This window comes from Streptomyces adustus, assembly GCF_009377175.1.
GTDB lineage: Bacteria > Actinomycetota > Actinomycetes > Streptomycetales > Streptomycetaceae > Streptomyces > Streptomyces adustus.
Window position 1 is genome coordinate 13,320 of the sequence record NZ_VJZD01000010.1, and the last position, 24,392, is coordinate 37,711.

The 24,392-nt window shown below is 71.7% G+C and carries 24 protein-coding genes and 2 pseudogenes; 9 read left to right on the plus strand and 17 right to left on the minus strand.

Going from position 1 to position 24,392, the window contains the following annotated elements:
• Positions 1-84: 84 nt before the first annotated feature.
• Positions 85-528, plus strand: coding sequence for a VOC family protein (locus FNH09_RS04200; RefSeq protein ID WP_152885326.1), 444 nt, complete (start codon positions 85-87; stop codon positions 526-528).
• 29 nt (positions 529-557) lie between these two features.
• Here FNH09_RS04200 and FNH09_RS04205 read toward each other — a convergent pair whose 3' ends face one another.
• The 8 genes from FNH09_RS04205 to FNH09_RS04240 form a co-directional block, all read right to left on the minus strand.
• The gene (locus tag FNH09_RS04205; RefSeq protein WP_152885328.1) at positions 558-1,832 is read right to left on the minus strand and encodes a COG4705 family protein; all 1,275 of its coding nucleotides are present in this window, start codon (positions 1,830-1,832) and stop codon (positions 558-560) included.
• 38 nt (positions 1,833-1,870) lie between these two features.
• Positions 1,871-3,139 carry a sensor histidine kinase gene (locus tag FNH09_RS04210; RefSeq protein WP_152885330.1) on the minus strand — a complete coding sequence of 423 codons (1,269 nt, stop codon included), beginning with the start codon at positions 3,137-3,139 and terminating at the stop codon, positions 1,871-1,873.
• Positions 3,130-3,771 (minus strand): response regulator transcription factor, encoded by a 642-nt coding sequence (locus tag FNH09_RS04215; protein WP_152885412.1) that lies wholly within the window; start codon positions 3,769-3,771, stop codon positions 3,130-3,132. The genes FNH09_RS04210 and FNH09_RS04215 overlap by 10 nt, the downstream gene beginning before the upstream one ends.
• Positions 3,772-3,913: 142 nt before the next feature.
• Entirely contained in the window at positions 3,914-4,642 is a 729-nt protein-coding gene (locus tag FNH09_RS04220) for a response regulator transcription factor (protein ID WP_152885332.1), read from the minus strand.
• A gap of 81 nt (positions 4,643-4,723) precedes the next feature.
• On the minus strand, positions 4,724-7,369 hold the full coding sequence (locus FNH09_RS04225; RefSeq protein WP_152885334.1) for an ABC transporter permease: 2,646 nt from the start codon (positions 7,367-7,369) through the stop codon (positions 4,724-4,726).
• Positions 7,366-8,031 carry an ABC transporter ATP-binding protein gene (locus FNH09_RS04230; RefSeq protein ID WP_338017461.1) on the minus strand — a complete coding sequence of 222 codons (666 nt, stop codon included), beginning with the start codon at positions 8,029-8,031 and terminating at the stop codon, positions 7,366-7,368. The genes FNH09_RS04225 and FNH09_RS04230 overlap by 4 nt, the downstream gene beginning before the upstream one ends.
• Positions 8,015-8,752, minus strand: coding sequence for an ATP-binding cassette domain-containing protein (locus FNH09_RS04235; protein ID WP_162468094.1), 738 nt, complete (start codon positions 8,750-8,752; stop codon positions 8,015-8,017). The genes FNH09_RS04230 and FNH09_RS04235 overlap by 17 nt, the downstream gene beginning before the upstream one ends.
• 5 nt (positions 8,753-8,757) lie before the next feature.
• On the minus strand, positions 8,758-9,387 hold the full coding sequence (locus tag FNH09_RS04240) for a hypothetical protein (RefSeq protein WP_152885336.1): 630 nt from the start codon (positions 9,385-9,387) through the stop codon (positions 8,758-8,760).
• A 154-nt stretch (positions 9,388-9,541) separates the two neighbouring features.
• Here FNH09_RS04240 and FNH09_RS04245 point away from each other — a divergent pair, with 154 nt between their 5' ends.
• Complete coding sequence (locus tag FNH09_RS04245) at positions 9,542-10,858, plus strand: sensor histidine kinase (RefSeq protein WP_152885338.1); 1,317 nt, start codon at positions 9,542-9,544, stop codon at positions 10,856-10,858.
• A 44-nt stretch (positions 10,859-10,902) separates the two neighbouring features.
• On the opposite strand, the gene FNH09_RS04250 is transcribed toward FNH09_RS04245, so the two are convergent.
• The 3 genes from FNH09_RS04250 to FNH09_RS04260 form a co-directional block, all read right to left on the minus strand.
• Positions 10,903-11,736, minus strand: coding sequence for a polysaccharide deacetylase family protein (locus FNH09_RS04250; protein WP_152885341.1), 834 nt, complete (start codon positions 11,734-11,736; stop codon positions 10,903-10,905).
• Positions 11,733-13,118 carry a glycosyltransferase gene (locus FNH09_RS04255; RefSeq protein ID WP_338017462.1) on the minus strand — a complete coding sequence of 462 codons (1,386 nt, stop codon included), beginning with the start codon at positions 13,116-13,118 and terminating at the stop codon, positions 11,733-11,735. Before FNH09_RS04255 ends, FNH09_RS04250 begins: the two co-directional genes overlap by 4 nt.
• Before the next feature lie 282 nt (positions 13,119-13,400).
• Positions 13,401-13,988, minus strand: a complete 588-nt coding sequence (locus FNH09_RS04260; RefSeq protein ID WP_152885343.1) for a hypothetical protein — start codon at positions 13,986-13,988, stop codon at positions 13,401-13,403.
• Positions 13,989-14,139: 151 nt separating this feature from the next.
• Here FNH09_RS04260 and FNH09_RS04265 point away from each other — a divergent pair, with 151 nt between their 5' ends.
• Together FNH09_RS04265 and FNH09_RS04270 are read left to right on the plus strand one after the other, a co-directional pair.
• Positions 14,140-14,817, plus strand: coding sequence for a response regulator transcription factor (locus FNH09_RS04265; protein WP_152885345.1), 678 nt, complete (start codon positions 14,140-14,142; stop codon positions 14,815-14,817).
• A 10-nt stretch (positions 14,818-14,827) separates the two neighbouring features.
• The gene (locus FNH09_RS04270; protein WP_152885347.1) at positions 14,828-16,288 is read left to right on the plus strand and encodes a sensor histidine kinase; all 1,461 of its coding nucleotides are present in this window, start codon (positions 14,828-14,830) and stop codon (positions 16,286-16,288) included.
• A gap of 267 nt (positions 16,289-16,555) precedes the next feature.
• Here the strand turns inward: FNH09_RS04270 and FNH09_RS04280 are convergent, their stop codons facing one another.
• The gene (locus FNH09_RS04280) at positions 16,556-17,212 is read right to left on the minus strand and encodes an HD domain-containing protein (protein WP_152885349.1); all 657 of its coding nucleotides are present in this window, start codon (positions 17,210-17,212) and stop codon (positions 16,556-16,558) included.
• A gap of 747 nt (positions 17,213-17,959) precedes the next feature.
• Positions 17,960-18,907: a zinc-binding dehydrogenase gene (locus FNH09_RS04285; protein ID WP_162468095.1), complete on the minus strand. Its 948-nt coding sequence runs from the start codon at positions 18,905-18,907 to the stop codon at positions 17,960-17,962.
• 75 nt (positions 18,908-18,982) lie between these two features.
• On the opposite strand from FNH09_RS04285, the gene FNH09_RS04290 reads away from it, so the two are divergent.
• Entirely contained in the window at positions 18,983-19,474 is a 492-nt protein-coding gene (locus tag FNH09_RS04290) for a MarR family winged helix-turn-helix transcriptional regulator (protein ID WP_152885353.1), read from the plus strand.
• A gap of 62 nt (positions 19,475-19,536) precedes the next feature.
• Here FNH09_RS04290 and FNH09_RS04295 read toward each other — a convergent pair.
• From FNH09_RS04295 to FNH09_RS04305, 3 genes and pseudogenes are all read right to left on the minus strand, one after another.
• Positions 19,537-19,785, minus strand: a pseudogene (locus tag FNH09_RS04295) (MerR family DNA-binding protein); the annotation flags it as partial.
• Positions 19,786-19,790: 5 nt separating this feature from the next.
• Positions 19,791-20,078, minus strand: a pseudogene (locus tag FNH09_RS04300) (SDR family oxidoreductase); the annotation flags it as partial.
• Between the two features lie 153 nt (positions 20,079-20,231).
• Positions 20,232-20,705, minus strand: coding sequence for a hypothetical protein (locus FNH09_RS04305; protein WP_152885357.1), 474 nt, complete (start codon positions 20,703-20,705; stop codon positions 20,232-20,234).
• Between the two features lie 216 nt (positions 20,706-20,921).
• Between FNH09_RS04305 and FNH09_RS04310 the strand changes: the two genes are divergently transcribed.
• The 4 genes from FNH09_RS04310 (at position 20,922) to FNH09_RS04325 (ending at position 23,701) form a co-directional block, all read left to right on the plus strand.
• A complete protein-coding gene (locus FNH09_RS04310) occupies positions 20,922-21,554 on the plus strand; it encodes a DUF6058 family natural product biosynthesis protein (RefSeq protein WP_152885359.1) in 633 nt (210 codons plus the stop codon).
• A gap of 75 nt (positions 21,555-21,629) precedes the next feature.
• On the plus strand, positions 21,630-22,010 hold the full coding sequence (locus FNH09_RS04315; RefSeq protein WP_152885361.1) for a hypothetical protein: 381 nt from the start codon (positions 21,630-21,632) through the stop codon (positions 22,008-22,010).
• 123 nt (positions 22,011-22,133) lie between these two features.
• A complete protein-coding gene (locus FNH09_RS04320) occupies positions 22,134-22,730 on the plus strand; it encodes a TetR/AcrR family transcriptional regulator (protein WP_152885363.1) in 597 nt (198 codons plus the stop codon).
• Positions 22,727-23,701, plus strand: coding sequence for a DMT family transporter (locus tag FNH09_RS04325; RefSeq protein WP_338017463.1), 975 nt, complete (start codon positions 22,727-22,729; stop codon positions 23,699-23,701). The genes FNH09_RS04320 and FNH09_RS04325 overlap by 4 nt, the downstream gene beginning before the upstream one ends.
• Positions 23,702-23,752: 51 nt before the next feature.
• On the opposite strand, the gene FNH09_RS04330 is transcribed toward FNH09_RS04325, so the two are convergent.
• Entirely contained in the window at positions 23,753-24,307 is a 555-nt protein-coding gene (locus FNH09_RS04330; RefSeq protein ID WP_152885365.1) for a hypothetical protein, read from the minus strand.
• Positions 24,308-24,392: the final 85 nt, after the last annotated feature.

Sequence of the window (24,392 nt, forward strand, 5' to 3'; positions counted from 1 at the left end):
GCGGGTGTCGAGAATGGGTCGTCGGCTCCGTCCCCGGTATACCGGTGGCCTCGGAGGGTCGCGCGACACAGAGGGAGAACCGTCATGACGCTTCAGCGGATGGACAACGTCGGCATCGTCGTCGAGGACCTGGCCGCCGCCGTCGCCTTCTTCACCGAACTGGGCATGGAGGTCGAGGGCAGGGCGGAGATCGAGGGCCTCTTCGCGGATCAGGCCGTCGGACTCGACGGGGTCCGCAGCGACATCGCGATGATGCGGACCCCGGACGGCCACGGCAAGCTGGAGCTCGCGCAGTACCACTCCCCCACGGCGATCGGCGACGGATCCCACAATCCGCCGCCGAACACGCTGGGCCTGCACCGGGTCATGTTCGCCGTCGACGACATCGACGACACCATCGCCCGCCTGCGCCGCCACGGCGCCGAACTGATCGGCGAGGTGGCGCAGTACAAGGACATCTACCGCCTCTGCTACCTCCACGGCCCCTCGGGCATCGTCCTCGCCCTGGCCGAGGAGATCGGCCGCTGACCCGCCGGTACCGTGCGCCGATCAGGTCCTCAGCGCATGTCCGTGAGGAGGGTGTTGAGTTCGGCCTCCTGCTGTGCAGGCGACATCGGCGGGTTCGAGTGGTCGATGCCGAAGGTCTTCAGGACCTGGTCCATCTGCGCGTCGAGGAACGTCCAGCCGGTGTTGTCCAGCGGCTGCAACGTGTCCTGGTCGGCGTCCCAGAGGTCGCGCAGCGACTGGGCGGCCGCGTGGGCCCCGGTCGCGTTCCCCGACTGCGCGTCCTTGAGCGAGGTCGATGCGAGTGCCTTCAGCGCGTCGACCTTCGTGGCCGGGAACTTCTTCACGGCCTGGCCAGGGGCGAGGTGAACGGTCGAGGTGGCATCCTCCTCCGGCGCCGGGCCGACGTGCGGCTGGCTGTGCGCCCAGACCAGCAGGCCCGTGGTGGCGACGGCGAGGAGGCCGAAGCCCGCCAGCGCGACGCGCTCCCTGCGCGGGTCGGCGGTGGTCTGCGGGGTGTGCGTGGCGTCGTAGGTCTCGGTCACGTCGGAGCGCGTCACCGTCAGGTAGACGACAGTCGCCAGGATCAGGCCGAGGAAGATCAGGCTGGTGGTGAAGGTGCCGAGCGCGAGTCCGGTCGGCTCGCCCGGCTGGGCGACCTTCGGGGAGGCGAGCCAGTCGCCGATGTTGGCGCCCAGCGGGCGGGTCAGGATGTAGGCGAGCCAGAAGGACAGCACCGGGTTCGCGCCGGACCTCCACAGCAGCGTGATCGCCGCGATGAGGCCGAGCGGCAGCAGGACCGAGGCTCCCGGGCTCCAGCCGGTCAGTTCGAGGGTCCAGTCGCCGGTCGCGGTGCCGAGGGCGAAGGTGACGAGCACGGTGAGCCAGTAGAACGACTCACGCGGCAGCGTGTTGACCGAGTGGATCGAGAGGGTGCGCTCGCGCAGCCACCACACGCCGAAGACCACGGCGAGCAGGACCGAGAACACCGCGGTGCTGATCCACAGCGGCACATTGAGCTGGTCGGTCAGGATGTCGGTGTACAGGGTGCCCGTGACACTGACGACGACCACGGTCAGCCAGTACGGGAAGGGGACGTACCGCTTCAGCCGCAGCTGGACGCCCAGCACCACCACGAACACCGCGGTGAAGATCCAGGCCGTGTTCACCAGGCCGACGCCCAGCTTCATGTTGATCCAGTCGGCGAAGCTCTCACCGACGGTCGTGCACAGGATCTTGATCACCCAGAACCAGATGGTGACCTCGGGAACCTTGTTCAGCAGCAGCCGCCCGCTGCGGCCCGTGCGGGTCTCGCTCGTCGTCGTCATGCGGCAAGGCTGGCTCGGCCGACCTGCACGCAACCTGACTACGCGATCGCCTCCGGGGTGGGGAAGGTCACCTCGACGCGACCGTGGCCGTCCGCGATCGCACGGACCGCCACTCCCGCGGACGCGGCGAGACGCTTGACCACGGCCAGCCCCAACCCGTGCCCGTCGCCGCTGGTCACGCCCGCTTCGAAGACCCGGTCGACCTCCGCCGGATCGAATCCCGGGCCATCGTCGAGGACATCGATCACGACCCCCTGCGGCTGGATGCGCGCCGTGACCCACACGCGCGAACTCGCATGCCGCAGGCCGTTCTCCAGCAGGGGGGACAGCACGGCCACGACGAGTTCCGTGGCCACGGCGACGTCGACGTCGGCCGGGACGGCGAGTTCGATGGAGCGCCCGGCGATCGCCTGTCGGGCCGCCGCCCTGAGATCGCAACGCGTACCGCCGTCGATCCGTGTCCGGGCGGAACCCAGAATCGTCGTGATCGCCGTGTTCAGACGGTCGACCTCGGTCAGGACGGACTCCGGTGCCAGACGATGACCGGAGAGCTGCGCCAGTTGCGCCTCGCCCCGCAGGGCCGTCAAGGGCGTTCGCAGTTCGTGGGCGATCTCGTCGGTGAGCCGGCGCTCGTCCGCGAGCGCGTTGTCCACACGGTCGAGCAGGCGATCGAGGGTCCGCCCGAGCTCCCCGAACTCATCGCGCGGAACGCCGAGGTCGAACCGGCGTCCGGGTTCGTGATCGCCCCAGTCGTCGGCGAGAGCGGCCATGTCGTGGACCACCCGCAACGCACGACCCACCACGACGTGTGCGACGGCGCCTGCGAGCAGGATCACGACGCCGCCCAGCATGAGCGACATCGTCAGGCTGCGCTGCTCCGACGTCTCGTACGGCGTCAGATCCACCCGCACGACCGCCATGACGTGGTGGCCTTCGAGCCGGATCGGCCGGGCGTACAGGAGGTGACTGCCGACCAGGGTGGTCCGGGACTGCCCGGAGCCGACGAGCGCGTCGACGCGGGCGACGTCACCATCCGGCACGAGCCCGTCGATGAGGTGCCCGTCGGCGTACACCCATGAGACCGTGTCCAGCGCTTCGTTTCCGCTCTCGATCAGCACGACGCGGCCACCGCGTACGGCCACGTTCGCCGCCACCGCCTCCGCACGGCTGTGCGCCAGAGCGTTCGCGTCGGCGTCGGTCACCTGGCTCAGCAACACATGTGAGACCACCACCAGCACCGCGACCACCGCTGTCGCGATCAGAACCGCGAGCGCGACGACCCTCCCGCGGAAACCCGTCACTCCCATCGATAGCCCACCCCACGGACCGTCGCCAGGCGATCGGCCACGCCCAGAGCGCCGAGTTTGGTCCGCAGCCGGCGCACGAAGGAGTCAAGGGTGTTGTCGCTGACGTGCGCGCCATGCGGCCAGCCCGCGGCGACGAGGGCGTGGCGGCGTACGGCGTCGCCCTGCGAGGCGATGAGCCGGCCCAGCAACCGGAACTCGGTCGGCGTCAGGTTCTCGCTCGTCGAACCGTGCCTCACGACGTGTTTCGCCGGATCGAGGACGACGCCCCTGGGTGGGGTCGTCGCGGTCGTTCTGCGCAGCAGGGCGCGGACCCGCACCAGCAGCTCCGGGATGTCGAACGGTTTCGTCATGTAGTCGTCGGCTCCCGCCTCGAAGCCGCCCACTTTGTGATGCATGCCGTCCAGGGCGGTGAGCATCAGCACCGGGGCGTCGACGCCGCGTGCCCGCAGCGCCAGGCAGACGTCGCGGCCGTCGGCGTCCGGGAGCCCCAGATCCAGGACGATCAGCTGAGGGACGGGTTCAAGGTGCCGCAGCAGGCTGTCCGCCGTGGAAGCGACGGCGATCGTATGGCCGTCGTGCTCGAGTGCGCGCTTGAGCACGTCACGGACCGCAGCGTCGTCCTCACACACCATAATCAAAGCCACAGCCTGCCCCTAGATGCTCCACGGCCAGAGTTCTCCGCTCTCCCTGGTCGGCGCACCGGTGGTCCGCGAGACTCTCTCGGAGGGAGGGGTTCGGACAAGCCACTATACGACTACAGCTTTGTAGTCGCCGTCACAGTTCCAGCCGGTAGCCGTGTCCTCTCAGTGTGACGACGCGCGGCAGTCGGCACGGGCGCCTCGCCGCCTCCGCGGCCTGGGCGAGCTGACGGCGCAGGCCCGCCATGGTGACATCCAGCGTCTTGGTGGGACCGAACCAGTTCTCGTCCCACACCTCGGCCATCAGGGTCTCGCGTGCGACGGCTTCTCCCGGGTGCCGGGCGAGCGTGGCCAGCAGTTCGAACTCCTTGGGGCGCAGTCTGATCTCCTCGCCGTGGAGGGTGCACCGGCGGGCTTTCGCGTCGACGACGAGGTCGTGCAGGTGTATCGGGGTCTGCTCGGTGGGTGTGGCTGCTCGGCGGCGCAGATGGGCACGCAGGCGGGCGAGGAGCACGGTCAGGGAGAAGGGCTTGACCAGGTAGTCGTCGGCGCCGGCCTCCAGGCCGGCGATGATGTCGATGTCGTCGGTGCGTGCGGTGAGGATGACGATCAGCAGGTCCGGGAACCGGGTGCGCAGGTCCCGTGCGACGTCCAGGCCGTCGATGTCGGGCAGGCCGAGGTCGAGCAGGACGGCGTCGTAGGAGGAGGTGCCTGCCTCGGTGAGAGCGGCGACGCCGGTGCGGATCCAGGCCGTGGCGTAGCCGTTGCCGCGCAGGCCGGTCTTGAGGTGGTGGCCGATGGTTTCATCGTCCTCCACGACGAGGACGCGCAGGCTGTTTCGGTCCGGTGCCGTGGACGTGCCCATGGTCGCCAGCGTAGGTCCCTTGGTGAGTTCTTCGATCGTTGCGGCTCGTTCGGCGTGGTTCACATGTCGCGCAGCTCCGGTTCACATGTCGCGCAGCTCCTCCACGGCGGGGCGCCGGGAGCTGCGGATGCCGTTGAGGGCCGCGGCCAGTACGGCGGTGACGGCGGCGAGCCCGGTGAGGGTGAGGTAGGCGCCGGGGACGGCCAGCGTGGCCGGCGGGGGGTCGAAGACGCCGGTGAGGACCTTGACGAGCATCTGTGACAGGGCCCAGCCGATGAGGGTGCCCGCGGCCAGGCCGGGCGCGGCCAGCAGGAGGGCCTCGGTGAGGACCATGCCGCGCAGTTGCCGTTTCGTCGCGCCGAGGACCGTGGCGATGGCGAAGGTGCGGCGCCGTTCGGCGAGTCCGAGGGCGAGGACCAGTCCTCCGGCTCCGGCGGCCAGCAGTACCGCGAAGGCGAGTTCGATGCGGGTGAGGCCGGCCAGGTCGACGGAGGTCAGGCTGGTGCCGACCGTGCCGCGGGTCTGGGTCAGATCGGTGACGGTGGCGTCGCTGCCCAGTTGCTTGCGCAGGTGAGCGGCGATCTGCTGCTGCCGGCTGCCGCCTGTGTCGATCAGGAAGGCACCCACGGCGTCGTTGCCGGTGGTCCGGGTGATGTAGGCGGCATTGGCTACGAAGAAGCTGTCCTTGGGGGCGGTGGGGAATTCCTTGACCACTCCGGCGTAGTGGAAGGGGACGGTGCGCAGGGCCTTGGTCCGGGCGTCCTGGATGCGGAGGTTGACGGTGTCGCCGGGCCGGAGTTGGAAGTCGTGCACGGTCTCCTCGCTGACCAGGAGGTTGTCCGGGCGTCGGGCCAGGCTGCGCATGAGCTGCTGCGCGGTCCCGCCTGCGAAGTAGGCGTCCTGCAACGAGGTGGCCCGGGTGACGGTGTCGGGGCGGACGCCGTAGAGGTCCTGGAGGTCGGAGCCGACGTAGGCGAACCGGTGCTGGAGCGGCTCGACGTGTCGTACGCCGCTGACCTGCAAAGCGGTTGCCTCGGTCGGTGGGATGTGAGCGCCCGGAGGTTCGGTGACGGTGACGTCGGCGCCGTTGGTCAGCCGGGCGTCGACTTCCGCCTGCTGCCGGTAGGTGGCGTTGAAGACCGCGGTGGACACGGCGAAGGAGACGGCGAGGGCGAGCAGGACCACCGACCGTGCGAGCGTGCGGCTTCGGCGCGAGAGGGTGGCCGCAGTGGTGCCGGCCAGGTTCCCGGTCAGGGGGCGGGCGAGCCGGGTCAGCGCGGGGCGGCCGTGGTCGAGGGCCAGCAGGGTGAGGCGCCACACGAGCAGGGCTGCGCCGATCCACAGCAGTACGGGCCCGAGGAAGGCCCAGTACGACACGGAGATGGTGGGCACGCCCTCGGGCGCGAGGACGAGGGCGTACTGGTTGCCGGAGGAGGCGCGGAAGACCAGCCACGAGCCGGCCAGCAGGACGAAGTCCAGGCCGTAGCGCATCCACCAGGGGGTACGCCGGGGACTGTTCTCCTTACGGGTCTCGGCGACGGTGACGGTGCGCAGATCGCGCAGGGCGGGTACGAGGACGGCTCCGGCGGCCACCGCGGCCCCGAGGGCGAAGGCGACGCCGTACCAGAGCGGCCAGGTGGCACGGCCGGCACCGAAGGACGCGGCGCCGAAGACGAGGTGTCCGGTCAGGGCGGCCGTGCCCAGCCCGACGAGACCGCCGAGCAGGCCGATCAGGGCTGCTTCCAGGGCCGCGAGCGCGGTGATCTGCCCGGGGCGCAGCCCGCGCAGCCGCAGCAGCCCCTGTTCCCGGCGGCGGCGGTCACCGCCCGCGGAGGCGACCGCGGCAGTCAGTGCCGCGGCGAGGACGGCGCCGGGGACGCCGAGGAAGAGGAAGAGGACCTGGGCGTACAGGGCGTCCTGGCGGGCGGAGTCCAGGGCGGCGCCGACGTTGTTGCCGACGAGTGCGGTGCCCGCGGAGTGGGCCTCCAGGTTGTGGGCTGCGCCGGTGACGGTGGTGAAGGCGGCCGCGGGGTCGGTGGGCAGGTGGGTGTGGTCGCGGGCGACGTGGATCTGTGTCGTGGTCGCGGTGGCCCCGTGGGTGAGGGCGGCGAACTGTGCGGCGGGCAGGAGTACGACGTTGTCCGGCGGCGCGGTGGGCTGGGACTGGCTGGGTGCGCCGACGGTCTGGAAGAGGGAGTCGGCCTGGGGCAGGTCGACCACCGCGTTCACGGTGACCTGGCGGCGGCCGACGCCGGGGAGCCCGACGGTGATGGTGTCTCCCGGGGCCGCGTGCAGGTTGGACGCGGTCTGCTGGGCGAGCAGGACGCCGGTCGGGGAGCCCGCGAGCGTGCGGATCGCGTCGGGGAACCGGTCGCGGTAGCCGTCGGGCAGGCCGAGTGCGATTCCGGGCCCCGTGGTCTGGGTGCTGCCGTGCGCCTGGGCGCTGAAGCCGGTGGTGTGGGCGTAGCCGACCGGGAGCGCGGTCTGTGTGCCGGGGGCCTTGCGGACCAGGGACAGGACGGTGTTCGGGTCGGCGCCGGGCTGGACCTGGACCTGCCAGTCGACGGCGACCGAGCGCAGGGCGCGCTGGGTCATGGTCGCCTTCGACGCGGTGAGGAAGGAGCCGAGTGCCGCGATCAGGGCGACGGCCAGGGCGACGCCGGCCAGGGCGGCCAGGAGCCGTCCGGTGCGGTGACGGGTCAGGCCTTTCGCCCATGCGGTGATCATGGCGTCTCCTCGGGTGCGAGCAGTCGTCCGTCGCGCATGGTGCGGCGCCGGGCGAGCCGGGCGGCGACGGACGGGTCGTGGGTGGTGACGACGAGTGCGGCCCGCGTCAGGTCCGCGGCGGCCAGCAGGGCGTCCAGGACGCGTCCGCCACTGGCGTGGTCGAGGCGGCCGGTGGGTTCGTCGGCGAGGATCAGGCGGGGGGCCTGGGTCAGTACGCGGGCGACGGCCACGCGTTGGGCCTGGCCGCCGGAGATCTCTTCGGGCAGCCGGTCGGCCAGGTGCCGTACGCCGACCTGGTCGAGTGCCGTGAGAGCGGCCTGCTGCGCCTCCTTCTCGGGATGGCCGGCGAGGATCAGCGGGAGGGCGGCGTTCTCGGCCACGTTCAGCGCGGGAATGAGGCTGTCGTTCTGGAAGACCAGCCCGATGTCGCTCCGCTCGACATCCGTGGCTCGGGTGACGGATCCGGTGGTGGCTTGTTCGAGTCCGGCGATCAGGTGCAGCAGCGAGCTCTTGCCCGAGCCGGACGATCCGACGACGGCGAGCCGGTCGCCCGCACGGATGGTCAGGTTCGCTCCGTGCACCGCCACCACCGCCTGCGCGTCGCGGCCGAAGGTGAGGGCTGCGTCGGTGCAGGTCACGAGTGCGTCATCGGGCGGCATCATGGGTTCTCCCCGGGGCAGCAGAGGACGGCCTGTCGGTGGCCCTTCCGTCGTCGAGGGCGATGACCCGGTCGGCGATGCGGACTGCTTCCGCGCTGTGTGTCACGATCAGCACCGCGCAGCCCTCCGCCGCCCGTTGCCGCAGCATGGTGAGGACGAGTTGTTCGGTCTCGCCGTCGAGTTCACCCGTGGGTTCGTCCGCCAGGAGGACGGAAGGGGAGTTCGCCAGGGCGACGGCCAGTCCGGCCCGCGCGAGTTCGCCGCCGGACAGCTGGCGGGGCAGGGCGTGGGACCGCTCGCCGATCCCCGCCTGTGCCAGGAGCTCGTCGGCCGTGACGGTGGGCTTGCGGCCACCGGCCTGCTGCGGCAGCCGGACGTTGTCGCGCACGCTCAGGTGCGGCAGCAGGTTGCGGGTCTGGAGCAGGACGCCGATGTGACGGGAGCGCAGCCGGGCCCGTTCCGTCTCGGGCCGGTGGCTGACGCGGACGCCGTCGACGCGGACTTCTCCTCCGGAGGGTTCGTCGAGACCTGCCAGAATGGCCAGCAGGGTGGACTTGCCCGCCCCCGAGGGTCCTACGACGGCGACCGTCTCACCGCGCCGCACCGACAGCGACACCCCGCGCAGCGCGAGTGTCTCCTCCTCGCCCGCGCGGTAGAAGCGGTACAGCTCGCGGGCGGTGAGGACGTCCTCGTCGCCGGAGCGTACGACGGTGGGGTTGCGCACTGCTCTCACCGCCAGGTGACGGAGTCGCTGACGATGCGCCACGGGTCGACGTTGTCGGCGTTCACCGGGCCGGACAGGGTCAGGTTCACTTCATGACCGGACCGGTAGTAGGCGTAGCGTTCGAAGGCGTCGCGCACCACCTTGCCGGTGACCGGGTCCTTGGCCGAGTCGCCCCGGTAGGTCAGCAGAACGACGCGTCCCGCGTGCCGGGTCACCTCGGACACCTTCGGTTCGGCGAACTTCGGTGTCTGGGTGCGAAGTTTCGGGACCTCGGTGGCGCTGACCGAGCCGGTCGTCGGGGCGGCGGCGGCCGGCACCGACGTGATGGTGATGGTGTTCAGCTTGTCCGTGAACGTCGTGGTGCCGCCCTGGACCGTGCGGGCCCAGCCTTCGGGCACCTTCACGGTGAAACCGGTGAACGAGCCGCCGGTCGGCCGGTAGGCGACGTAGACCTGGTTGTCGGGGATGTCGCCGGGCGGGTTGGACTCGGTGGGCGCGGCATGAGCCTGCCCGTCACCGCCCGCCGTGGATTTCGTCGGTGCCGAGCCCTGCGCTCCGGAACCGGAACAGCCGGCGGTCACCGCGACGGCGATCGCCACCCCCACCGCCGCGACCGCTGGTGTGTGTCGTCCCATGGTTGCTGCCCCTCTCCTGAGGTACCCGTGCCGCCCTGCCATGACAGTGACGTTAGGAACCGGCCGGTTAACGTTGCGCCCGGCGAGGGTTAGACGAAGGCAAAAGCGGTGCCGCGTCGCGTCGGACCAGGTGGCGGGCCCGCATCATGAAGGCATGAGACAGCGAGTGGTGCGAGTAGCGCTCACCGCCGCACTGGTCGCCGTGGTCCTTCTTGCCGTCCCGTTGGCTTTGGTCATCCGGTCGTCCCTGTACACGGCGCAGCGCGACGCTCTGGAGCGGGAGGCCCTGGCGGCCGCGGTGCGCGTGAGCCCCGATTACGTCACCGGCGACCTCGTGGAACTGCCCCCTGCTCCGTCCGGCGGGCACCTGGGCCTGTACGACCCCCGAGCCCGGCTGCGGGCGGGCAGCGGTCCGACGAACGGGGACGCTCCGGTCCGCCGTGCCCTGGGCGGTGGACTGGTCCGCGGCGAGACGCGCGGACAGATCGTCGTCACCGTTCCGGTCCCGCACGCCGAGCAGGTGATCGGTGTCGTGCGGGCGTCGTCACCGGCGGCCTCCGTGCAGCACCGGGTCCTCGCGGCATGGAGCGTCCTGCTGGGCGTGGCTGTGCTGGCGGTCTGCATCGCGGTGCTCGTCGCCCGTCGCCAGGCACGGGCGCTGGCCGCACCACTGGAGGAGCTCTCCCGGCACTGTCGGGCCGTCGCCGAGGGCGACCTGTCCCGGCGGGCCGCTTCCAGCAGCATCGCCGAGATCGACCAGGTCGCGCGCACCCACAACGAGATGCTGGACAGCCTGTCCGAACTCCTGCGCCATGAACACGACTTCACCAGCAACGCATCCCATCAGCTGCGCACCCCGCTGGCGGGTCTGCAACTCGCGCTGGAGGAAGGGCTCGGCCAGGACGACGAAACCCGGCTGCGGCCGGTCGTGGCCGAGGCGTTGGCCACCACCGAACGTCTGCACCACACGGTGGAGGAACTTCTACGGCTGTCCCGCTCGCAGGGCTGGGCCCACTCGGCTGCCACGCAGGTGGCGGCAGAACAGCTGATCCGGGAGACGGCCGAGAGGTGGCACGGGCTCTTCGCCCGGGACGGCCGGCGCCTGGTGAGCGCCGCCGATGATCTGCCCGCGGATGTACGGATCCCGGCCGGGCCCGTGTCCGAGGTGCTGGGCATTCTGCTCGACAATGCCAGAGTCCACGGGCGCGGCACCGTCCGGCTCCGGGTACGTGATCTGGGCAGCGCCCTCGCCTTCGACGTGAGCGACGAGGGCAGCATCAAGGGGGATCCCGCGCGGTTGTTCGACCGCGGGCATTCGGGTGGCGGTCCTGGAGCGGGCATCGGTCTGGCGCTCGCCCGTGACCTGGCCGTCTCGCTCGGCGGACGGCTCTCCGTGACGCACGCCAGTCCGGCCACCTTCATGCTCCTCCTGCCCATCGCCCAGGGCGGCGAGGAGGACCTGACTCGCTGAGACCGGCGCGCTCTCCGTCGCGGCCGGCCGTTGCCGCCGTGTCCTCAAACGCCGTGCCGGAGCCGACCGTCGGGGCGCTTCGCATCGCACCGCAGGCTCCGCGTCAGTGCAGTCCGTGCCCGATCCGCCGAGCGGGGAGGAGGGGATCCGTGGTCACGGAGCGGACCTGCCTCGTACCCTCGTTCCTCGCAGGTGTCGAGGATGCGCGGAAGGGCGCCGAGGGCGGAGCGCCACGCACCGGGCGCGGAGGTGCAGTCCGAGTCGTGGAGCAGCACGGTGCCTCCGCCGTACAGGTCGGTGACGACGGTGCGATGGACCGACTCCGGGGTGGCCCTGGCGGTCCAGTCCTCGCCCCAACAGGTCCACAGGACAGGGGTGAGTCCGAGACGGCGGGCCGCCTGGTGGGCCGACCCGGACATGACGCCGTACGGCGGGCGGAACAGCGTGGGCCGTCTGCCGGTGATCTCGGCGACGGTGTCGCGTGCGCGGGCGAGGTCGGTGTGGGTCGCGCGCGGGCCGCGCAGCAGCAGCGGGCGGTGCGCCCACCCGTGCACGCCGATCTCATGACCTGCCGCGGCGATCTCGCGGACCAGGTCGGGCGAGCGGCGTGCCTCGGTGCCGAGCAGGAAGAAGGTGGCCTGCACCCGCCTCGCGGCCAGAAGGTGCAGGAACGAGGGCGTGGACTTGGGGTCGGGACCGTCGTCGAAGGTGAGGGCTACGTGATCCGCGCGGCCCTGGCCGGCGAGGCGGGGCATGACGCGGTTGCGAAGAGGCCCGAACGTCGAGATGACCGGTGCGCAGTGGGCGGTGGCCAGCACGGCCGGAACGGCTGTCGCGACGGCCCTGAGAAGGGGCGCTGTCCTGAGCGGGCGCGTCATCGATGATGTCCGTCCGCACCGTGACCGGCGTGGCCGGAGTCGAGGTCCGGGTCGAGGCTCTGGCTCACCGCGTGCATCAGGGTGCTGCCTTCGTCACTGGTCGCGACCCCGGCGGCAACGGCGGACGTCCACACCGCGCAGGCCACGGTGGTCGTGACGGCCAGTTGCCGGAGCCGGGTGCGTCGCCGGGTGGCGGGCGGCGATGCCGCGAGCGGCCGTCCGGAGCGAAGCACGCGCACCGCCTCGGCCGCCGGTCCATGGTCCGGGGAATCCGCGAAGAGCGCGAGTCCCGCGTCGCGTTGGCTCAGCCCGAGCGGCCCGTCGATCAAGTTGTCCAGTACGTCCTTGAGTTGATCCTGGTGACGTATCCAGACCGCCACACCTGCCTGGTCGAGGGCCTCGGCGTTGGTCAGGCCATGGCCCGGTATGCAGCCGTAACTGGCCACAGGAAGCCCTGCGGAGAAGGCCTCGATCGTGGTGAGTCCGCCCGCGTTCTGGACCAGAACGTCGGCCGCGTGCATCAGGGCGGGCATGTCGTCGACCCAGCCGTGGACATGCTCGATACCGTCGGCACGCAACTGCGCGGCCAGCGCCGTATTGCGGCCGCACACGACGACCGGGACGACGGCGCCGCAGTCGCGCAGTTCCCGGGCGGCCTGCCGGACGGGACCGACGCCCCACGATCCGGCCACCAGCAGCGCGAGCGGGGCCAGGGGAGGAAGCCCGAACCTCACGCGCGCGAGGCTGCGTTGCCGCAAGTCGCGGGGCTGGAACCGGGGGTCGGCCACCGGCCCGCGGACGCGAACGTCCTTGGCCCCCGCCGCCCGCGCCTGAGCGGCAGGCACGGCGTGGGCGGCGAGATGCACGTCCACGCCGTCCGCCACCCACAAGGGGTGCACCGAGAAGTCGGTCAGATAGGTGAGAACGGGGATGCCCAGGCGTCCGTCGAGCCGGAGGTTGCCCAGCACGCGACTGGCCCCCGGGTAGGTCGAGACGACGGCGCCGGTCTGCGGGTGCAGGGCCTTCAGGACGCGGTTCTCGGCGGACCTCAGCAGGGCGCGTACCTCGCGGCCACCACCGCCGGCGCGTTCGGTGCTGGAGTAGATCCGCTGGTAGAGCCAGGGCGCACGGTCGAGCATCAGACGGTAGGCGTCCCTGGCGGTTCGGCCGAGGCGGGCGGGCACGAGGTCGAGCAGGTCGTATCGGTCGACGACGATTCCTTGCGCCGTCAGACGGCGCTGGAGTTCCGCGGCAGCGCCGTCGTGACCGGCGCCGATGCTCGCCGAGACGATCGCGATGCGGTCCGGGTGTGCCGTCGGCACCCGTCCAGGGGACTCGCCCATGACCGCTGGTGTCAGATGCGCTCGTCCGCTGTTGGCCATGGGCTTTCCTCTGTGTAGGTGGAAGATCGAGAACCCCGGCCTGCCTCGTCCGGGCGGCCGTACGCGCAGCGCCGGCCACCGCGTCCCGCGCGTCGAGCACCAGGGCAGTCGCGGCCACCGGAGGTGCCCTGCCTCGGCGGGTACGAGCCCGGTCGGCGCACTGCGCAGGTCACGGCCGCCGGCAGCGGGCCGCGGCTGCTTCGGACCGGGGGCGCTTCGGGCGGGGTGCGCCGCCGTGTCGCGTGCGGCGCGGCCGGGCCGCGCCGCACGAGTGGTCCGGCTTCAGCCGCCCAGGACGGTGTTGCCGGTCAGGGTGCCCCCGGTGCCGTCGATGGTCACCGCGTGCCGCACCCCGTCGGGGCCGACGACCACGATCCGCCAGGCCTGGCCGCCGCCCTGCTGCGTGACCGGCGCCAACGACTCGACCTTGCCGTCCTTGACCGCGGCGACGGCCTTGTCCACGGCGTCCGCGGCAGCGAGCGAGGGCAGCGGGGCCGGGGCCTCGTCGGCCGACGACCCGAGGCCGTCCTCGGCGCGCGAGCCGCGTTCGCCGTCCCGGATCCGGCCGTCGCGCTCCTTCGCGCCGTCGGATCCGTCGCGGTCCTCGGACTCCGCCCGCTGCCCGTCGCGCCACTCGTGTCCCCCGGCGAACACCGTCCTGTGCTCGCCGCGGTCCTCCTCCTCGTGGTGGTGGATCGCCGCCGCGGCCGCACCGCCGCCGATCACCACCACGGCCGCCGCGCCGGCCACCGCCCAGCGCGCTCCGCGTCCGCGCAGCCGGCGCATGCCAAACGGCTTCTTCTCCGTCGGGCCCGGACCGTCCTCGTCCGTCCGCTCCTGCGGCTCCCCCGCGCCCATGCTTTCGCTCACTGTGCCCGCCCTGGTCTTCTGGAAGGGTCCGGGCCCTGTGCCCGGACATCCGGGGACAGCATCGCCGGAGGGTGCTGAAGACTTGCTGAAGACCTGAAGACGCCTTCAGCTTGGTGCGTTGCCCGTCCCGCGACCTGTCACTCTGGGGGGCATGCGTGTACTGGTGGTGGAGGACGAGCGCCGGCTGGCCCTGGCGCTTCAGCACGGGCTGACCGTCGAGGGCTTCAGTGTGGATGTCGCCCACGACGGCGTGTCCGGGCTCGCCAAGGCCACCGAGCGCGCCTACGACGTGGTCGTGCTGGACATCATGCTGCCCGGCCTCAACGGCTACCGGGTGTGCCAGCGGCTGCGCGCCACCGGCAGCAACGTCGGCATCCTCATGCTCACCGCCAAGGACGGCGAGTGGGACGAGGCCGAGGCACTGGACACCGGCGCCGACGACTACCTCTCCAAACCGTTCTCCTTCGTGGTGCTCGTCGCCCGTCTGCGGGCACTGGCCCGCCGGATCGGCAGCCGGGCCCCGAGGCGCACCGTGCTGGGCGACCTGGTGGTCGACTCCGCCGCCCGCACCTGCACCCGCGGGGGCGTGTCCATATCGCTCACCCCGCGCGAGTTCGCCGTGCTGGACCACCTCGCGCGGCGGGCCGGGGAGGCCGTCTCCAAGCGGGAGATCCTGGACGAGGTCTGGGACAGCGGCGTCGACAGCGACCCCAACACCGTCGAGGTCCATGTCAGCGCCCTGCGACGCAAGATCGACACTCCGTTCGGACGGGCCGCGGTGCAGACCGTCCGGGGCGCCGGATACCGGCTGGCGGCCGACGGTGGCTGAGACGGAGTCCATGGCCCGTGAACCGGGGCGCGGCCCCGGGCTTGTGCGCGCGGTGCGCCGCCGGGCCCGTGCCTCGCTGCGCCGGCTGACCAGGCATCCCCGGGCGGTCGCAGTGATCCGACGGCGGGCGCCGCGCTCCGTGCGGGCCCGCACCACGCTCGCCGCGTGCGCGAGCGTCGCCGTCGTCATGCTCGCCGCGTCGGCCGTCGTGGTCCTGCTGTTGCGCGCGAACCTCGAACGCACCGTGGAGACCGGGGTCCACACTCAGGCGCGGGACGTCGCCCGTCTCGCCGCGGCCGGCCGTCTGACCCAACCGCTGACGCTCACCCCCGGAACCGACTTCGTGCAGGTCGTCGACGCCCACGGGAAGGTCGTGGCGCAGAGCCAGAACCTCACCGGCCGCCCCGCCCTCACCCCCACCGGCACCCGCAACGGCCACCGGACGTACGACCTCGACGCCCTCGGCGAGGAGCACCACCAGCGCGTCACCACCGTCACCGCCACCACCCCCACCGGCCCGGTCACCATCCACGTCGGGGCCTCACTGCGCACCGCCGACGCCGCCGAGGACGTGACCACCGGGGCCCTCGCCGCCCTGAGCGCCCTGCTGCTGTGCACCGTCGGCGCCCTGACCTGGCGTACGACCGGCCGCGCGCTGCGGCCGGTGGAGGCGATCCGCGCCGAGGTGGCCGCCATCGGCGACCGCGGCCTGGACCGCCGGGTCCCCGCCCCGCGCAGCGACGACGAGGTCGCCCGCCTCGCCGACACGATGAACGCCATGCTCGAACGGCTGGAGGCCGCGGGCGCGCGGCAGCGCCAATTCATCGCCGACGCCTCGCACGAGCTGCGCAGCCCCCTCGCGGTGCTGCGCACCCAGCTGGAGGTCGCTCTCACCCATCCCGATCCGGAGGTGCGCGACACTCTGGTGGCGGGCGCCCTCCAGGACACCGAGCGCCTCCAGGCGCTCTCCGCCGACCTGCTGCTGCTCGCCCGCCTCGACGCCACCGGACACAACCGGCGCGACGAAGTCGTCGACCTCACCGAACTCGCCCGCACCACCGTCGCGGCCCGCTCCACCGACCCCCACCCGGTCACCCTCCATGCCCCCGGGGACATCACCGTGCCCGGCAACACGCTGTGGATCGGCCGACTGCTGACCAACCTCCTCGACAACGCCCAGCGCCATGCCCGCACCACCGTCACGGTGCGGCTGTCGACGGACGTCGAGACCGGTGACGCCGTTGTCGACGTCGCCAACGACGGGCCCCCGATCGCCCCCGCCGACCGGGAGAAGATCTTCGAACGGTTCGCCCGCCTCGACGACGCCCGCAGCCGCGACGACGGCGGCACCGGCCTGGGCCTGCCCATCGCCGCGGACATCGCCGCCCTCCACGGCGGCACCGTCACCGTCCTCGACACCCCGGACGGCACCACCTTCCGCACCCGCCTGACCACCACCGCCCGGCAATGAACCCCGAAGGCACTGAGCTCTGAGCCCGACGCTCTCGGCCATCCACGCGGCAACCCGCTCCTGCCCGGCCGCGGTCAGCGCGTAGGCCGCGCGCCGCGGGCCACGCACCGGCACGTCCTCACGCCCCTGGACCACCAGATCCGCCGTCTCGGGCCGGGTGAGCGTCACCTCACGGACGAGCCGGTTCGAACCGCTCCGCAAGACGACTCCGCCTCGGTGACCGCCGTGGCACGTTCTCCGTCACAGGGCGGTCACCGTATGCACCCGTCACTCCGGAGGCGTGGCGCGTCTCGACCAGCCGCGTGTCTCGCCCTCGTCGATGAGGCGCCGCCCGGCCCGCCACAGGGAGGCGGACGCCTCCCCGATCACCGCCTTGCGGGCCCGCACATCGTCGGCGGTGACGCCCGGAGTACGCCATGTACCGCCGCGCGCCATCCAGTTGAGCAGCAGCGGCTGAAACCGGTCCATCGCCTTGGCGAATCTGGCTTCCGGAGTGCGACGTTCCTCGAACTCGTCCCACAGGAGCCGCATGCGCCGAGCCTGATCCGCCGGAAGCAGACCGAACAGCTCGTCGGCAGCGGCGACTTCCCTCTCGCGCTGATCGCCGCCCGCGGCACTGTCGTACAGGGGGGTGTCGCCCGCGTAGATCTCCACCAGATCGTGCACGAGGACGAGCTGGACGGTGTGACCCACGTCGATGGGCTGGTCGGAGTGCTCGGAGAGGATCACGACCATCATCGCCAGGTGCCACGAGTGCTCCGCGTCGTTCTCACGGCGGTCCGCCGCAGCCAGGGGAGACTGACGCAGGACGGTCTTGAGCTGGTCGATCTCGACGAGAAAGGTGAGTTGGGCATGCAGTCGATCACCGAGGTCGTCGGGGAAGGGTGTCTTTTCGGCAAGTAAACGGCGACGCTCATCACTCATGACCTCATCGTGGCACGCACGGTCCGGCGCGCAGGGTGCGTCGTGCTCCACGGCCATCGGACCGCTGCCGTCTTCGCCGCCCGCACACGGGCCTCTACCCCGTCAACCCGCGGCGCGCCCTCCCGCTTTGCGGTGAGACCGGCCGCGTGGTGCCGCTCGCCGGGATCCGCGGTGCAGCACAGTGGCCCGGTGTCTTCTCCTCGGCTGACCGTCCTGCTCCTGGCACTGCTGAGTGTCACGGGCTGCACCACCGTGGCTCCCGATACCGCGCCGCCCGTCGGCCCCCCGGGTGCGGGTGCCTCGCTCTCGGTGGACGGCGCGGCCTCGCCGACACCCGTGCACGTGCCCGTACCCGTGGTGCAGTCCTCGCCCCGCTCCGCTCTGGTGAGGACCGATCCGCAGCGACCGCGCCGTACGGCCGAGGCCGGAGCGACTCCCCGGCACCAGGCGACGGGACCGGCGCCACACACGCCACGTGCGCTCCCGCCGACGCGTGTGGCGCCACCTGCGCCGGCCGCCCCGCGGAACCGGGAGCCGTCGCGCGCGCACCCGCACGCGAAGTCCCACCACGGCCCGGCTCAACGGGCACCGCGCGGCCGTCCGCAGAACTGGCCCGGTCAGATGCGTCGGCTGTGCCGCCAGGCGAACGGCGTCGCCTCCTCCGGCATCGTGGGCCTGTGCCGCCGGACCTGGGGGTGACTCGCTCCTGGTCCTGCCGGCGCTCCGCGGGCCGTCGCATGTGCGCTGTCAGGCGATACGAAGGATGCTCTTGCCGTGGGTGGAGCCGTCGGCGAGCCGCTGTACGGCTGTGGCCAGGTCGGCGAGCTCGTACTCGGCGGTGATGTCCACCCGCACCTGGCCGTCGGCGACGAGGCCGAGCGCGCGGCGGGCGCTGTCCGCGAGCTGCTCCGGGCGGGTCCGGCCGAGCAGGTTGCCGTTGTAGGTCATGAGGGACTTCCCCTGCATGAGAAGGTCGTTGGCGTCGGCCAGGACCGGTTCATAGGTGCCGAGGTTGCCGTACGCCACCAGCCGGCCGTGTGCGGCGAGCCGTTCCAGACCGGCGAGCCGGGTCGAGCCGCCGACCGGGTCGAGGATCACGTCGAACTTCTCGTCACCGAGCTTGCCCGGGAACTCCTCGCGCAGCAGGACCTGGTCGTAGCCGAACTGTGCGGCGTATTCGGCCCTGGCGGTGCTGCCGGCCACTCCGACGACGCGACCGGCGCCGGCGAGCCGGGCGAACTGGGTGGCCAGGGTGCCCACCGAGCCGGCGGCGGCGTGCACCAGCACGCTCTCGCCGGGACGTACCTGCGAAACGGTGTCGACCAGGTCGTAGGCCGTCGGCCCGCCCCAGCCGACGCCTGCTGCCGTACGCAGCGGCAGGCCGCCGATGTCCAGTGCGAGTACGGCGGGTGCCACGACCACTTCGGCCCAGGCTCCTGCGGTGGTCAGCGCGGCGACGGGTTCACCGATACGGCCCGGGTCGACGCCTTCGCCGACCGCGGCGATGTGTCCGGACGCCTCGAAGCCGGGCACGAAAGGCCGGGGCACGGGGAAGTGGCCGTCCCGGACCATGGTGTCGCCCCACTGGACCCCTGCGTAGGCGACGCGGATCGCCACCTGGCCGGGGCCGGGTGCGGGCTCGGCGAGTTCTGCGATGCGGTAGCGGTTCTCGGCGTCGAGAAGGACAGACTTCACGATTACAACCCCCTGTGCTGACTCAGTATCCTTACTGTCGAAGACGGTAGGTATATAAGGTTCCTTAGTCAATCCATGGACCTGTCATTGGAGTGGGAGTACATGGCGCACACCCCGGTCGAACAGGACCTCTGCACCCGGATCAGGCGGTCGGAACAGGCGCTGATGGCGCACCACGAGGCGGTGCTGCGCACCTACGGCCTGACGATGACCCAGTACACGGTGCTGCTGGCCCTCTCACGCGAGGGCGGCATGTCCGGCTCCCAGCTGGCCCGCTCCTGCGGGGTGACCCAGCAGAGCATGAGCAGCGTGCTGACCAACATGGAGACCAAGCAGCTCATCCACCGCGAGACGTCCCCAGTGCATGCCAAGGTGCAGATCGCCACCCTCACCGACCAGGGCCGGACACTCCTGGACCGCGCCTACGAGGAGGTGATCATCCTCGAACGCGCACTCACCGACGCTTTCACCCCGTCCGAACACGCCGCCCTGTGCGAACTCCTGGAGAGAGCCACCACCGTGCTGATCCAGCAGACCCGCAACGCGAGCTCCCCGCCCTCCGCCTGAGGCCCCGGCAGCCGTACACGCAGCGCACCCCGGCATTCGGCGTGATCCCGCCGGGGGGTCGGTCAGTCCACCGGGCGGATCAGTCCGCCGGTCTTCCGTCGGAGCGCGGCTGCCGGCCGGTCGCGGGCCTCGGCCTGGGTGGCGATCCGCTCATGGAGGGCTGCCAGCCGTTGCCATGCGACCCGCAGACCCATGTCCGACGGCGGTGCGCCGGCCACATCGCCGTCCGGGCACGGCAGGAACACACGCACGTCGTCCAGGGTGAGTCCGGCGGCCGGCAAGGAACGGATGCTGCGCACCCGTACCGCCGCCCCTCCGCCAACTGCCATTCCCGCACCGCGGCCCGGCGCTCCGGTGTCAGGCCCTGGTGCTCGCCGATGGGAGTGTCGATCGCGCCCGGGGCGACAGCCACGACCCGGATCCCCCGGGGTGCCGGCTCGACCGCCCAGCTGCGGGTCAGCGAGTCCAGGGCGGTCTTGGCCGCGGCGCAGACCGAGCTGCCGGGCCAGGCCCGCTGCCCGACCGACGTACTGACGTTGACGATCAGCCCGCGAGCGGCCTCACGCCAAGGAACTCCACGTTGTGTCTCCAGATGGACAGGAGCACATGGGGTCGGACGGCGGTCAAGGAGGGTTGAACAACCGGAGCGCGGGATCCGCGCGAGTTCGACGGGACAGGCGCGCTCGAAGCCGCCCCGACGCTGCCCGGGCGATGAAACGGGGGTACGTTCGCGGCCCATCAGCGGGCTCGAGTGGACTCAGTCCAGCGCGAGGCCGCGGTGGTCGAGGGCGGTCCTGGCGGTGTTGCGGATTCGCCTGGTGCGGCCGGCTTCGGCGAGCATTTCGATGGCCTCGGTGTTGGTGCCGGCGGCGGTCTTGAGCTGGAGCCAGTTGGACGACGCGAGCAACTCGTCCGGCTGCCAGGGCAGTTCGAGCGTGACGGCGCGGAAGAGTGCCCACTCCCGCAGACGCTGGGCCAGGAAGGGGTGGTCGATCACGGCCTGGGTCATCGTCCGCGCCCAACCGTCGTAGGCGGGACCGGGGTAGAGGCCGTCGGCTCGACGGTCGAGGTGCCGCAGCACGGCGGACCGGGCCATCGTCCGGTCCGGGTCGGTGAGCACGCGGCCGACCAGGTCGACCTCGTCCGGATCGGCAACGAGCCCCAGCTCGTCGAGGTAGGCCGCGAAGCGGACGTGCTCGTCCGGGTTCCGCAGGATCTCGTGGACGTTCAAACGGCCTGCTCCTCACGCTCGACCGGGACGCCGTTCTCGAATCGTGCGCCGTCGCGGACCGGGGACGCTGCGGATCGGTGGGCCGAGACGAGGACGAGGATAGCCTCGTGCTGCCGTGATCTCGTCGATGGTTCGGTGAGTGCCGAACCATCCGGTCCGTAACGTGCGGAGTCCTGCGCGGAAGAGGCCCGCGCCGGTGACGCCGGAGGCAACCAGATGTCGAAGACGGATCTGAAGTCGCAGCTTGCCGCGCGGTTTCGCGAGGTCAATGGCGACCATCCGATGACCGACGCGGATGACGTGTACGTCAGCGCGCAGTTCGTTGCCCTGGAGGAACTGTGCGCGGTCCATGGTCGCGATGCCGATGAGGTCCGTCGGCTGATGCTGGGGCAGCGCCTGCCCCTTCCTGGATATCTCCGCTCGGACGGTGCCGAGATGGTGCCGGGCGACTTGTTCGCTCTCGCTGATGACGCGGGCGGTGTCGAGGCGCTCAAGGCGTGGTTCACCGGTCACTGGGCCGACCCGATCGCCGGGAAGGAGGAGTGGGATGCCTACCTCAGCGGACAGTACGTCTGCCTGCATTCGGTGACTCCGGCCGCCATTCAGCGCAAGGATCACCTGACGTCCGCGATCAGTGCCGCCGAGAGCGAACCGGATGCCGGTTCGGCGCGGTGGTGTGAGCGGCTGCATGCTCTGGTCGACGAACTCGACGCACTGGAACCGGCGTTCACGGCCTACGACCGTCTCCGGTTCGCCGGACCGACGTCCCGGGACACCTGCGTCGACGCCGTGCGCGCCCGTTTCCCGCGACCACGACCCGGGGCAACGGCTGTCCCCGGTCAGGCATGATGCGGTGTGAACTGCGATGTCTGTGACCACGAGATGCGACGAATGCCGGTCCGCGAACCGCGGATGCCATGGAACATGGCCGTCAAGGAACGCTGGTTCTGTCCCTGGTGCTACGCCTGGACCGAATTCGGACACGACCCGCGCGAGGTCTCGCGGCCGCAGTACAGCGACGCGCCGTGGGACTGGGCGGAATCCCCGCAGCTCCCGGAGGAGGTGGCCCACGCCTACGACGTGGCGTCCGCGTACTCCGCCGAGGGCTTCGGTGCGACGCTGTGCGGACTGACCCACGAGGGTCTGACCAGCTCACCGTATCCGTGGTTGCCCGATGGGCCGCATGCCTGCGAGGTCTGCAAGGAGGTGGCCGCGGTCATCGACGCACGCTGGCCCCTGGAGATGCGGAACGACAACCGTGTCTCTCCCGCCCCGCCTCCGGGTTCCGACTGGCCGCCCTTCTAGAACAGGCCACTCTGCGATGTCAGCCGCCTGTCCCCGACGGCGCACCAGTGTGCTGGAGATCTTTCGCTGTTCCGGCGACCGTCCTCTACTTTAGGTAGACCGACCTACCTATTTTGGATTGTGATGAGCGAGAGCGACGTGAGCGCCGGACGGCGGCGGCCTGCCCGGGAGCGGCTTCTGGAGGCGGCGGCCCGGCGCTTCTATGCCGACGGGGTGGCGGCGACAGGCATCGACACCATCACGGCCGAGGCCGGCGTGGCGAAGATGAGCCTGTACAACAACTTCTCCTCCAAGGCCGACCTGGTCCGGGCCTATCTGGACGCCCGGCACGAGGAGTGGCTCGGTCTCTACCGGGCCCGGCTGGAGGGCGTCGACGGCCCTCGTGAAGGTGTGCTGGCCGTCTTCGACGCCTACGCGGACCACGCGGCGTTCGCGTACGAGCACGGCTTCCGCGGCTGCGGGCTGCTCAACGCCGCCGCAGAGCTCCCGGTCGGCGACGAGGGACGGGCCGTGGTGCGCGCCCACAAGGAGGAGGTCGAGCAGCTGCTCGCGGGCCACTTGGAGCGACTGCTGCCCGACCGGCCGGACGACGCCCGCGCGGCAGCCGAGCAGCTGTCGTTCCTGCTGGAGGGCGCGATGGCCCGCGCCGGACTGGAGGGCGACGGCGAGCGCGTCCGGCACGCCCGCTCGATGGCCGCGGCCATGCTGGAGCGGCTGTGACCGGCACCGGCCGGTCCGCCGGGGTCGGAGCCCTGTGTGTGCTGGCCGCCTCCGTGCTGTGGGGTACGACCGGCACGGCCGCCACGTTCGCCCCGGCCGTGGGCCCCCTGGCCATCGGCGCCGCCGCCATGGGTCTGGGCGGCCTCCTTCAGGCCCTCCTCGCCGCCCCGCAGATCACCGACAGCGTCGCCGGTCTGCGCGAGCGGCGCGGCACGGTGCTGCTGGGCGCCGCCTCGGTGGCCGTCTACCCGCTGGCGTTCTACAGCTCCATGCACCTGGCCGGAGTCGCCGTCGGCACCGTCGTCTCCATCGGTACCGCGCCACTCGCCTCGGCCCTGATCGAGCGTGTGGTGGACGGCCGCCGGCTCACGCGCCGCTGGCTGCTCGCGGCCACGCTCGGCCTCCTCGGCACCGTCCTGCTCTGCGTCGCCGAAGCCGCCCACGCCACCGCTGCCACCGGCCGCTCCTCCCTGAGCGCCACCCTGCTCGGCATCGGCCTCGGACTCGTGGCCGCAGCCACGTACGCCCTCTACTCCTGGGCCGCGCACCGGCTCATCACCCGCCGGATCCCTTCCCGCGCGGCGATGGGCGCCGTCTTCGGAATCGGCGGACTCCTCCTCCTGCCCGTGCTGGCGATCACGGGCGCGCCGCTGGTCGCCTCCTGGCCCAATGCCGCCGTCGGCGCCTACATGGCGCTCGTGCCCATGCTCGTCGGGTACGTCCTGTTCGGCTGGGGCCTCGCCCACGTGCCCGCCAGCACCGCCACCACCCTGTCCCTGCTGGAACCGGCCGTCGCCGCCCTCCTCGCCGTCCTGGTCGTCGGCGAACGCCTCCCCGCCGCCGGCTGGGCAGGCATCGCCCTCGTCGTCACCTGCCTCGCCGTCCTCACCACCCCCACACCCGCCCGCAGGGCACGCAACCCTGTGGGCCACGACAGCAACCGGTCCCCGAAGACCGCAGACGCTGTCTAGAGATCGAATCTCAAGATCGGTCGCACTCCCCTGCGTTGCAGGGGCCGAGGCTCATTGCCAGCAGGCCGCCTCGCTGCCGCCACCGCCGTCCGCCGTGCTGCCGACCGACACCTCGTAGGCGATTTCCTTGCCCACCTCGGGCGCGGGCGAGTAGTCCTCCGTGCGGAAGTCGACGTCGAGCAGCAGGTGTCGGCCCTGGTCGGTCTTGGTCCAGCAGGCCTCCGGCGCGGTGGCCGGCGATGCCTCGGGGTCCGGGTTGCGCTCGAACCGCCAGCCGGCCGAGGCGGCGGTCCCGGTGTAGTAGGCGATCACGTCGGCGGGCTTGCCCGGGTACGTGTAGAGGCGGTCCGCGTGCAGCCAGGGCTCCCCGGAGCTGTCGTCGTCGCAGCCGGTGGTCACACCCACGCCGCGATAGTTGGCGGGTTCCGCCGCGCGGGCGGGCGCCGCGTCGAACAGCGGCTGTGCCGCCATCCCCTTGAGCGCAGCTTCCGTGCCGTGGCAGCCGTCCCCGCCGAGGACGGAGCACGCACCGAGGAAGGCGGTCGGCAGCAAGAGGGCCGCCGCCAGGCCGACACGGGTGGAGACGGACGACGATATGAGCGACAACGGTGCTCCTGGCGTCGGGAAATGACGGCCGGGTTCGGCCCTCCGGGGGGACCGTACCCGGCCCGTTGATCGTTCGGATCGTCGC

Bases quoted from the DNA above. Each gene is read 5' to 3' on its own strand.
- FNH09_RS04200 (WP_152885326.1), top strand. From the start codon at position 85: ATGACGCTTCAGCGGATGGACAACGTCGGCATCGTCGTCGAGGACCTG.
- FNH09_RS04205 (WP_152885328.1), bottom strand. From the start codon at position 1,832: ATGACGACGACGAGCGAGACCCGCACGGGCCGCAGCGGGCGGCTGCTG.
- FNH09_RS04210 (WP_152885330.1), bottom strand. From the start codon at position 3,139: ATGGGAGTGACGGGTTTCCGCGGGAGGGTCGTCGCGCTCGCGGTTCTG.
- FNH09_RS04215 (WP_152885412.1), bottom strand. From the start codon at position 3,771: ATGGTGTGTGAGGACGACGCTGCGGTCCGTGACGTGCTCAAGCGCGCA.
- FNH09_RS04220 (WP_152885332.1), bottom strand. From the start codon at position 4,642: ATGGGCACGTCCACGGCACCGGACCGAAACAGCCTGCGCGTCCTCGTC.
- FNH09_RS04225 (WP_152885334.1), bottom strand. From the start codon at position 7,369: ATGATCACCGCATGGGCGAAAGGCCTGACCCGTCACCGCACCGGACGG.
- FNH09_RS04230 (WP_338017461.1), bottom strand. From the start codon at position 8,031: ATGATGCCGCCCGATGACGCACTCGTGACCTGCACCGACGCAGCCCTC.
- FNH09_RS04240 (WP_152885336.1), bottom strand. From the start codon at position 9,387: ATGGGACGACACACACCAGCGGTCGCGGCGGTGGGGGTGGCGATCGCC.
- FNH09_RS04245 (WP_152885338.1), top strand. From the start codon at position 9,542: ATGAGACAGCGAGTGGTGCGAGTAGCGCTCACCGCCGCACTGGTCGCC.
- FNH09_RS04250 (WP_152885341.1), bottom strand. From the start codon at position 11,736: ATGACGCGCCCGCTCAGGACAGCGCCCCTTCTCAGGGCCGTCGCGACA.
- FNH09_RS04255 (WP_338017462.1), bottom strand. From the start codon at position 13,118: ATGGCCAACAGCGGACGAGCGCATCTGACACCAGCGGTCATGGGCGAG.
- FNH09_RS04265 (WP_152885345.1), top strand. From the start codon at position 14,140: ATGCGTGTACTGGTGGTGGAGGACGAGCGCCGGCTGGCCCTGGCGCTT.
- FNH09_RS04270 (WP_152885347.1), top strand. From the start codon at position 14,828: ATGGCCCGTGAACCGGGGCGCGGCCCCGGGCTTGTGCGCGCGGTGCGC.
- FNH09_RS04280 (WP_152885349.1), bottom strand. From the start codon at position 17,212: ATGAGTGATGAGCGTCGCCGTTTACTTGCCGAAAAGACACCCTTCCCC.
- FNH09_RS04290 (WP_152885353.1), top strand. From the start codon at position 18,983: ATGGACCTGTCATTGGAGTGGGAGTACATGGCGCACACCCCGGTCGAA.
- FNH09_RS04310 (WP_152885359.1), top strand. From the start codon at position 20,922: ATGTCGAAGACGGATCTGAAGTCGCAGCTTGCCGCGCGGTTTCGCGAG.
- FNH09_RS04315 (WP_152885361.1), top strand. From the start codon at position 21,630: ATGGCCGTCAAGGAACGCTGGTTCTGTCCCTGGTGCTACGCCTGGACC.
- FNH09_RS04320 (WP_152885363.1), top strand. From the start codon at position 22,134: ATGAGCGAGAGCGACGTGAGCGCCGGACGGCGGCGGCCTGCCCGGGAG.